This is a genomic window from Pseudescherichia sp. (assembly GCF_031998825.1).
Classification (GTDB): Bacteria; Pseudomonadota; Gammaproteobacteria; order Enterobacterales; family Enterobacteriaceae; genus Pseudescherichia.
In genome coordinates this window covers 1-8,442 of record NZ_DAMACX010000083.1, presented here as the reverse complement: position 1 = coordinate 8,442, position 8,442 = coordinate 1, and the positions used below count along the sequence as shown (strand labels likewise).

At 59.7% G+C, this 8,442-nt stretch carries 8 protein-coding genes; 2 read left to right on the top strand and 6 right to left on the bottom strand.

Annotation, left to right across the window (positions count from 1 at the left end):
- The 3 genes from RTP97_RS20680 to gntX all read right to left on the bottom strand — a co-directional run.
- The coding region (locus RTP97_RS20680) for an SLC13 family permease (protein WP_312416948.1) at nucleotides 1-500 on the bottom strand (500 nt) is incomplete at its 3' end.
- A gap of 222 nt (nucleotides 501-722) precedes the next feature.
- Entirely contained in the window at nucleotides 723-1,298 is a 576-nt protein-coding gene (nfuA, locus tag RTP97_RS20675) for a Fe-S biogenesis protein NfuA (protein WP_312211875.1), read from the bottom strand.
- Between the two features lie 59 nt (nucleotides 1,299-1,357).
- Nucleotides 1,358-2,041 carry a DNA utilization protein GntX gene (gene gntX / locus RTP97_RS20670; protein WP_312416945.1) on the bottom strand — a complete coding sequence of 228 codons (684 nt, stop codon included), beginning with the start codon at nucleotides 2,039-2,041 and terminating at the stop codon, nucleotides 1,358-1,360.
- Nucleotides 2,042-2,078: 37 nt separating this feature from the next.
- Between gntX and bioH the strand changes: the two genes are divergently transcribed.
- Complete coding sequence (gene bioH / locus RTP97_RS20665; protein ID WP_312416942.1) at nucleotides 2,079-2,876, top strand: pimeloyl-ACP methyl ester esterase BioH; 798 nt, start codon at nucleotides 2,079-2,081, stop codon at nucleotides 2,874-2,876.
- A gap of 67 nt (nucleotides 2,877-2,943) precedes the next feature.
- Nucleotides 2,944-3,213 (top strand): YdgH/BhsA/McbA-like domain containing protein, encoded by a 270-nt coding sequence (locus tag RTP97_RS20660; protein ID WP_312416940.1) that lies wholly within the window; start codon nucleotides 2,944-2,946, stop codon nucleotides 3,211-3,213.
- 29 nt (nucleotides 3,214-3,242) lie between these two features.
- Here RTP97_RS20660 and feoB read toward each other — a convergent pair whose 3' ends face one another.
- The 3 genes from feoB to RTP97_RS20645 form a co-directional block, all read right to left on the bottom strand.
- Complete coding sequence (feoB, locus tag RTP97_RS20655; RefSeq protein ID WP_312416949.1) at nucleotides 3,243-5,579, bottom strand: Fe(2+) transporter permease subunit FeoB; 2,337 nt, start codon at nucleotides 5,577-5,579, stop codon at nucleotides 3,243-3,245.
- Between the two features lie 28 nt (nucleotides 5,580-5,607).
- Entirely contained in the window at nucleotides 5,608-5,835 is a 228-nt protein-coding gene (feoA, locus tag RTP97_RS20650) for a ferrous iron transporter A (RefSeq protein ID WP_312211940.1), read from the bottom strand.
- Nucleotides 5,836-6,171: 336 nt separating this feature from the next.
- Nucleotides 6,172-8,442, bottom strand: a 2,271-nt coding sequence (locus RTP97_RS20645) for a Tex family protein (protein WP_312416938.1), incomplete at its 5' end; no start/stop codon positions are given.

The following is an 8,442-nucleotide window of genomic DNA, read 5'->3' as shown; positions in this document are numbered from 1 at the left end:
AAGATGGTGGCGATAGCGGTTGGGCCAGGGTGCGGCGGCAGGAAGCCGTGGGTCACGGAGAGCGACGCAGCCATCGGCACACCGACGTAGAGCAGCGGCACGCGCGCTTTCGCCGCGATGGTGAACACCAGCGGCAGCAGCAGCACGAAGCCCACCTCATAGAACAGGGCAAAGCCGACGGTGAAGCCGGTTAACACTACCGCCCACTGGATGTATTTCTGACCAAATTTGGCAATCAGGGTGGTGGCGATACGCTGGGCGCCGCCGCAGTCCGCCAGCATCTTACCCAGCATAGCACCGAAGCCCATGATCAGCGCGAGGCTGCCGAGGGTACCGCCGACGCCAGCTTTAATCGAGGCGATCACTTTATCCACCGGCATTCCCTGCAACAGCCCGACGGCAAGCGCCACCAGAATCAGTGCAATGAAGCCGTTCAATTTAAAGCGGATCATTAACAGAAGTAATAGAGCAACACCGAGAGCAACGATGATGAGTGGCATGATTTACCTGGCCTTTATGATGTTATGGGTAACGCTTATCTAAAAAGTCGCTGGCTTAATAAGTAGTTTTAACTGCACGGAAGGATGATACGGGTAACATGCAGGCGAATAGAATCACTTCGGCCGGGTAAATTTAAGAAGTGCGACATGGGTCATATTATAAAGCGGGGTGAAGAGGCCCGGCAGGCGGGCCACCGGGCATAACATCAGAAGGCAGGTCGATCAGTAGTAGGAGTGTTCGCCGCGCTGGTGCTCGGTCAGATCGCGTACGCCCTTCAGTTCAGGGAACTCGTTCAGCAGCTGCTTCTCGATCCCCTCTTTCAGCGTGACGTCGACCATTGAGCAGCCGTTACAACCGCCGCCAAACTGCAGAATGGCGTAGCCTTCGTCGGTGATCTCCATCAGCGTCACGCGGCCACCGTGGCCAGCCAGCTGCGGGTTGATCTGCGACTGGAGCAGATACTCAACGCGCTCCATCAGCGGGGCATCGTCAGAGACCTTACGCATTTTGGCATTTGGCGCTTTCAGCGTCAGCTGTGAACCCAGCTGGTCGGTCACAAAGTCGATCTCCGCATCGTCCAGATACGGGGCGCTTAGCTCGTCGACATACGCGGTCAGCAGAGAAAAGGTGAACGCGGTATCAGTTGCTTCCACTGCATCCGGCGGGCAGTAAGAGACGCCGCACTCGGCATTCGGAGTGCCTGGATTGATCACAAATACGCGGATTTGTGTTCCTTCTTCCTGATTTGCCAGCAGTTTGGCAAAGTGCGCCTGGGCAGCGTCGGAAATATGGATCATAGCAATGGCCTAAATAGTTGACTGTTTTACTTGGTTATAATACGCCCATCATCGCGCCTCTACAAGGTGCGACACAGGCACCATACCTGAACAGTCGCCGCGCCGCCCTGCATCAGCAGGCGGGTGATCTCCGCAACGGTGCTGCCGGTAGTGACGACATCATCCACGATAGCGATATGGAGGCCGTGAAGAGGCAATTCAAGGCGAAAGGCATCTTTCAGATTGCTTTTTCGACGGCGAGCGTTGAGAAAGTGCTGGGTCAGGGCCGGGCGAACGCGGGTCAGGGTTTCGCTGGCGTAGCGGCAGTCCAGCCAGCGCGCCAGCGGGCGGCAGAGCAGCTCGCTCTGGTTAAAACCCCGCAGCCACTGGCGGCGCGAATAGAGCGGTACGCTGACGATGCGATCCGGTAAGGCTAGCCCTGTCGTTCGTCGAGCATCAAGGAGTGCCAGCAGCTGTAGGCGGGCCAGCGCCGCAGCCAGCTCCGGCCGGCGGGAAAATTTCAGCTGGTGGATCAGCGCGCTAAGCGGCGGCGCATAGGCGCTGACCGCCACCAGCCTCTGCCACGGGGGCGGCTTTTGCAGGCAGCGTCCGCAGGGTAGGGTCGGGCTGGCGGCGGGCAAGCCGCACTGTGGGCATACCCGGTCTGCGAGGCGAGCCGCTCGACAGCAGACGGAGCAGAGTCCTGAATGGGGCAGGGCGAGCGGCATTCGGCATAGCCAGCACAAGCCTGGCACTGTTAGCATAAAGACCCTCCTGGATAAGAGAAGAGAACAATAGCGGATGAACGACATCTGGTGGCAAACCAAAGGCGAAGGAAATTGTCATCTTGTGCTGCTGCACGGATGGGGACTGAATGCGGAGGTGTGGGATTGCATAACGGCGGATCTGGCCCCGCACTTTACGCTGCACCTGGTCGATCTGCCGGGCTATGGTCGCAGCACCGGCTTCGGCGCACTGACGCTGGCCGAGATGACGGAGATTGTGTTGGCCCATGCGCCAAAAGAGGCGATCTGGCTGGGCTGGAGCCTGGGCGGGCTGGTTGCAAGCCAGGCGGCGCTCAGCGCACCCGATCGCGTGAGCGCCCTGGTGACGGTTGCCTCCTCACCCTGCTTCAGTGCTGAAGGTGACTGGCCGGGCATCAAGCCCGAGGTGCTGTCAGGCTTCCAGCAGCAGCTGAGCGACAACTTTCAGCGCACGGTAGAGCGTTTCCTGGCCCTGCAAACGCTGGGGACGGAGACCGCCCGGGATGATGCCCGCAAGTTGAAGCACGCCGTGCTGGCGTTGCCGATGCCGTCGGTAGAGGTGCTCAACGGCGGGCTGGAGATCCTGAAAACCGCCGATCTGCGCGAAACGCTGGCAGAGCTTACGCAGCCGTTCCTGCGCCTCTATGGGCGTCTCGACGGGCTGGTGCCGCGCAAAATCGTGCCGTGGCTGGATGAGCTGTGGCCAGGGAGCGAGTCGCAGCTGTTTGCCAAAGCAGCACACGCGCCCTTTATTTCGCACCCTGAGGCGTTTTGTCAGATTTTGGTGGCATTTAAGCAGCAGCTGGCGAAACGGTTGGGGAAGACTAAAATTTAAACGTATTTAGCTACTCGGCGTTCCAACAAAAGCGTAATGGCAACCACTACCTTATGGAGTAAAAGCTATGAAACGTGCAGCAGGTATCGTCGTATCTCTGGTTATTGGCGCACTCTCGTTTGGCGTGATGGCCGTGCAAGAGGTGCAAAAAGATAAGATTAAAGAGATGAATCTGACCAAAATCGGCACCATCAGCACCTCGGATACCACAGCGCCGATGGACGCTCGGGCGGAGCTGGTCAAAAAGGCGGAGGAGCTGGGTGGCAAGTACTATGTCATCACCAGCGCGGATCAGCCGGGCAAAGATATTCGCGCCACGGCGGACGTCTATAAGTAAGCTCAGCCAGGCGGGCAGCGCGCCCGCCTTCACCGTTTAGCGCAGCATCCACGACAACCATTTGTTGGGCTCTCGCAGCAGCTGGCCGTCGTTTTGCGGGTTACCAGCAGGTTGACGTCGACCCGGCTTCTGGCGCGGCGCAGGCTTCCCAGCAGCACAATGTTAAACAGTACCACTGCCAGAATGCAGACAAGGCTGTAGTGCGGGTGGGCGCTAAAGCTGGCGGTCTGGTAAAAAAGCGTCGCCAGCGAGTAGGCGATATTCAGCCCCCAAAGAATAGAGAAGCCCATCCAGCCGCGGCTGGCTTCACGGGCGATCGCTCCCATCACCGAGATGCAGGGGATATAGAGCAGAACAAAGATTAGGTAGCTATACGCGGCGGCGGCGCTGCCAAATTTATTGCCCATCACTCCCATCGTACCGGTCGCCATCTCACCGTCGCCTTTGCTGGCCTCAATGGGGTTAGCCAGCACGCTCAGGCTGAAGGTATCGGCCAGGCTCTGACCGGTCTCCTGCAATGCGCTAACAAGCTCGTCCGTCAGGCTGAAGGTGGCGGGATCAAACGTCTCCTGCTCAATATTCTCAGCGGTATAGAGGGTGTTCAGCGTGCCGACCACCACCTCTTTCGCCATTGCGCCGGTGAAGAGACCGACGGTGGCCTGCCAGTTATCCTCGTGGACGCCAATCGGCTTGAGCAGCGGGGTAAAGACCCGGCTGACGGCCGCCAGCGCCGAGTCGTTGATGGTGGTTGCTGCCGTCCCGCTGAGCGTGAAGCTGTTCAGGGCGCTCAGGAAGATGCTGACCACCACAATCACCTTCCCGGCGCGCAGCACAAAGCCCTTCAGCCGCTGCCAGGTCTGGATCGCCAGGCTCTTGAGATGGGGAACATGGTAGACCGGTAGCTCCATCACAAAGGGCGACGCTTCGCCGCGCATGATGGTGTGCTTGAGCATCAGCCCGGTAAGGATCGCCATCACGATGCCGAGCAGATAGAGAGAGAAGACCGCCAGCGCCCCCTCCTTACCAAAAAAGGCGGAGGCAAACACGGCGAAGATGGCCAGCCGCGCCCCGCAGGACATAAACGGTGCCATCATGATGGTCATCAGGCGTTCCCGCGGTGCGTCAAGGGTCCGCGCCCCCATCACCGACGGCACGTTGCAGCCGAAGCCGACAATCAGCGGCACGAAGGATTTTCCCGGCAGGCCAAGGGACTGCATCAGGCGGTCCATCACAAAGGCCGCCCGCGCCATGTAGCCAGAGTCCTCAAGGAAGGAGAGGAACAGGTACATCATGCCGATCTGCGGCACCAGCGGCAGCACGGTGTTGATCCCGCCTCCGAGGCCCTGGGCGAGAAAGATAGTCAGCCACTGCGGGAAGTGCAGGGTATAGCCCAGCCACTGCGTACCATGGATAAAGATGGCCACCGAACCGGCGTCAAAAATGGGCGACAGCGCGCCGCCTATGTTGATGGCGAGCACGAACATGACGTACATCACCAGCAGAAAGATGGGCAGACCCAGCACCCGGTTGATGATGATCCGATCCATCGCGGCGGTAAAGCGGCTCGGTTCGGCGGTGAGGGTGTTGCTGACCGTGTCGCAAACGGCGGCGATAGTCTGGTAACGGGCATCGGCAATGTGCAGGGCCGGATCGTCCATCTCCTTGCCGAGGCGCGTCAGTGACGCTTCTAGCCTGTTCGCGGCTTCACCGGCATAGGCGCGGCTGTAGATATCGCCCTCCAGCATCTGCAAACCCAGCCAGCGGCGCTGCTGAAGCGGCATATCCGCTGCCATCGCCTGCGCCAGCGTCTCGGCTTCACGCATCAGGGGTTGGGCGTAGTGAACCCGCTCAATATCGCTGTTGCGCTGATGGCGATCGATGGCCATCTTCAGCGCCTCGATGCCGCGTCCGCGGGTTGAGATCAGCGGCACTACCGGGCAGCCAAGGCGGGCGGCGAGGGCGTCGATATCGATGCGGATCTGCTGCTTCTCGGCAATGTCCAGCATGTTCAGCGCGACGATGCAGGGGATGCCCAGCTCCAACAGCTGCAGCGTCAGGTAGAGGTTGCGCTCCAGGTTCGAGGCGTCGACGACGTTGATCAGCATATCGGCGTCGCCGCTGAGGATATAGTGGCAGGCGATCTGCTCATCGAGAGAGGTTTGCGACGAGATGGTGGTCAGCGAGTAGGTGCCGGGCAGATCGACCAGCGTCACCTGCGCGTCGATGGTGGTAAAGGATCCCTCTTTGCGCTCGACGGTGACGCCCGCCCAGTTGCCCACGCGCTGGCGCGCGCCCGTTAGCTGATTAAAAAGGGTCGTCTTGCCGGAATTAGGATTACCAATAAGGCCAAGGGTTAATTTTTTCATCATAGCAGACTCATTGCGTGGAGCGCCGTTAACGCGGCAGGGCTTCCACCTCTAATAACGCGAGATCTTTTTTGCGTAATACCAGGCTAACGCGCCGGGTTTCAATATGAATAGGATCGCCCAGGGGGGCGACGCGCACCACGTTAAATGATGACCCGGGGAGCATGCCCAGAGAGAGCAGTTTTTGCCGGTAGGCCGGGCTAATTTCACGGGAAAACCCCACGATTTTCCACGCGCTGGCTGGCGAGAAGGACATAGGACCTACGAGATCAATGGTTAAATAATCAACAGAACAATGGTAATGATAATAGTTTTTATCATCAATCATTAAAATGTGTGGGAATGTTGAATTGGGTAAGAATAACTATTAGGTTTGATTTAGCGCAATATTTGCCCTTGCTCTTTTAACAGCGGGAATTAATTAATATACGTTGTAGCAACATATAAAATTATATTTATTCACTTTGCAAATTGCGTAGGCCGAATAAGTGGTAGGCCGGGCAAACGCAGTGCCGCCCGGCATTACAGCGTCAGTATGGTAATGCCCGGTGGCGCTACGCTTACCGGGCCTACATGGTGGGCAGGAAAAGCGTTACCGCTTTTTACCCATCGCCGCCGCCAGCGCATCCATCATCGCGCTGTTGCCAGCTGGTTGAGCCTCACGACCACGTGGCTTCGCCTGACGGGCAGCGGGTTCACGCTGCGCGCTGTTGCTGCCGCCGCGACGGGCGTTGCCTTCGCCCGGCTGCTCGTCCAGACGCATGGTCAGGGCGATACGCTTGCGGGGCAGGTCAACTTCCAGCACCTTCACTTTGACAATGTCGCCCGCCTTCACCACCGTGTGGGGATCCTCAACGAACTTATTGGCAAGGGAAGAGATGTGGACCAGGCCGTCCTGATGCACGCCGATATCAACAAACGCGCCGAAGTTGGTCACGTTGGTCACCGCGCCTTCGAGGATCATCCCCGGCAGCAGATCGTTCATGGTCTCCACGCCATCGGCAAAGGTGGCGGTTTTGAACTCGGGACGCGGGTCGCGGCCGGGTTTCTCCAGCTCTTTGATGATGTCGGTCACCGTCGGCACGCCAAAGCGCTCGTCGGTAAAGTCGGATGCCTTCAGGCCGCGTAGATTGCTGCTATTGCCCATCAGGTCGCGCAGGGAGTGCTCGGTCGCGGCCAGGATGCGCTCCACCACCGGGTAGGCTTCCGGGTGAACGGTGGAGGCGTCCAGTGGGTTATCGCCGTGGTTGATACGCAGGAAGCCTGCGCACTGTTCAAAGGCTTTTGGCCCAAGGCGGCTCACCTTCAGCAGCTGCTGGCGGTTGTGGAACTGGCCGTTCTCGTCGCGCCACGCCACGATGTTCTGCGCCATCATCCGCGTCAGGCCCGCCACGCGGGTCAGCAGCGGCACGGAGGCGGTGTTGAGATCGACGCCAACGGCGTTCACGCAGTCTTCTACCACTGCATCCAGCTTACGGGCCAGCTGGGTCTGGCTGACATCATGCTGATACTGGCCGACACCGATGGATTTCGGATCGATCTTCACCAGCTCCGCCAGCGGATCCTGTAAGCGACGGGCGATGGATACCGCGCCACGCAGCGAAACGTCGAGACCGGGGAACTCCTGCGCCGCCAGCTCGGAGGCGGAGTAGACCGACGCTCCGGCTTCGCTGACGATCACCTTCTGCCCCTTCACCTGCGGGAACTGCTTCTGCACGTCGAGGTAGAAACGCTCGGTTTCGCGGGAAGCGGTACCGTTGCCGATTGCTACCAGCTCTACGTTATGCTTTTCGCACAGCGCCGCCACGATGGAGGCCGCTTTCGCCGCCTGGCCAGTGTGGGGATAGATGGTATCGGTCGCCACCAGCTTGCCGGTGCCGTCAACAACGGCCACCTTCACGCCGGTACGCAGGCCGGGATCGAGACCCATTGTGGCGCGCAGCCCGGCAGGAGCGGCCATCAGCAGGTCGTGCAGGTTGCGGGCAAATACGTTGATGGCTTCATCTTCGGCGCGCTCGCGCACCGTGCCCATCAGCTCGGTCTCCAGATGCATCAGCACCTTGATGCGCCAGGTCCAGCTCACCACGCCTTTGCGCCAGCTGTCCGCCGGGGCGTTGTTCAGGCGCAGGCCAAGATGATCGCGAATAATCTGCTCGCCGTGGCTCTCTTTCGGCGGCTCGTCAAACTGCGGATCGGCATTCAGCGCCAGCTGGAGCACGCCTTCGTTGCGGCCGCGGAACATCGCCAGCGCACGGTGGGACGGCACGTTGGCGATCGGCTCGTGGTGATCGAAGTAGTCGCGGAACTTCGCGCCCTCTTCCTCTTTGCCTGCGACCACGCTTGCCGTCAGGTGAGCATTTTTCCACAGGTAGTCGCGGACCTTCGCCAGCAGGGCGGCATCCTCAGCAAAACGCTCCATCAGGATGTAGCGTGCCCCGTCCAGCGCGGCTTTGCTGTCGGCCACGCCTTTATCGGCGTCAATGAACTTCTCCGCTTCGGTTTGCGGATCGTGGGACGGCGTGTTCCACAGCAGATCTGCCAGCGGCTCGAGGCCGGCTTCGATGGCGATCTGCCCGCGGGTGCGGCGTTTTTGTTTGTACGGCAGATAGAGGTCTTCGAGTTCGGTTTTATTCAGGGTGCCGTTGATGGCTTTTGCCAGCTCGTCGGTCAGCTTGCCCTGGTCGCCGATGGATTTCAGAATCGCCTGGCGACGCTCCTCCAGCTCCCGCAGGTAGCCCAGCCGGGTCTCCAGGTTGCGCAGCTGCGTATCATCCAGCCCGCCGGTGACTTCCTTACGATAACGTGCAATAAACGGCACGGTGTTCCCTTCATCAAGCAGGCGAACGGCAGCTTCTACCTGTTC

Bases quoted from the DNA above. Each gene is read 5' to 3' on its own strand.
- nfuA (WP_312211875.1), bottom strand. From the start codon at position 1,298: ATGATCCATATTTCCGACGCTGCCCAGGCGCACTTTGCCAAACTGCTG.
- feoA (WP_312211940.1), bottom strand. From the start codon at position 5,835: ATGTCCTTCTCGCCAGCCAGCGCGTGGAAAATCGTGGGGTTTTCCCGT.
- RTP97_RS20660 (WP_312416940.1), top strand. From the start codon at position 2,944: ATGAAACGTGCAGCAGGTATCGTCGTATCTCTGGTTATTGGCGCACTC.
- gntX (WP_312416945.1), bottom strand. From the start codon at position 2,041: ATGCTAACAGTGCCAGGCTTGTGCTGGCTATGCCGAATGCCGCTCGCC.
- bioH (WP_312416942.1), top strand. From the start codon at position 2,079: ATGAACGACATCTGGTGGCAAACCAAAGGCGAAGGAAATTGTCATCTT.
- feoB (WP_312416949.1), bottom strand. From the start codon at position 5,579: ATGAAAAAATTAACCCTTGGCCTTATTGGTAATCCTAATTCCGGCAAG.